The organism is Psychrobacter sp. W2-37-MNA-CIBAN-0211 (assembly GCF_040309405.1).
In the GTDB taxonomy this organism is placed as follows: Bacteria; Pseudomonadota; Gammaproteobacteria; order Pseudomonadales; family Moraxellaceae; genus Psychrobacter; species Psychrobacter glaciei.
The window spans coordinates 1-268 of record NZ_JBEOOU010000245.1 but is presented as its reverse complement, the minus strand read 5'-3'; the positions used below and the strand labels follow the sequence as shown (position 1 = coordinate 268).

At 39.2% G+C, this 268-nt stretch carries 1 protein-coding gene; it reads right to left on the bottom strand.

Annotation, left to right across the window (positions count from 1 at the left end):
- A partial coding sequence (locus AAEY72_RS15085; protein ID WP_352311381.1) for a hypothetical protein occupies positions 1-268 on the bottom strand: 268 nt, incomplete at both ends.

Below are 268 nucleotides of genomic sequence, written 5' to 3'. Positions count from 1 at the left end.
AACCAAGGTTGGTCGCTGAGTTAACAACACTACTGATTTATCAAAATCAAAATACACAGGTTGAAGAATAGACCCAAAACAATCCACTGCCACAGAAACATCTCGTTGTTGACGACATTGTTCAGCAATAAGGGCCGAATTATTTGTTACTGTCGCACCTAATTCAGCTTCATCAAACTCTGCATCATCTTCGGCATCCTCATCAACAATCAACAATTCAGTATCAATACAACCATTTGCCATAACAACGCTATTAACAGGGGTATCA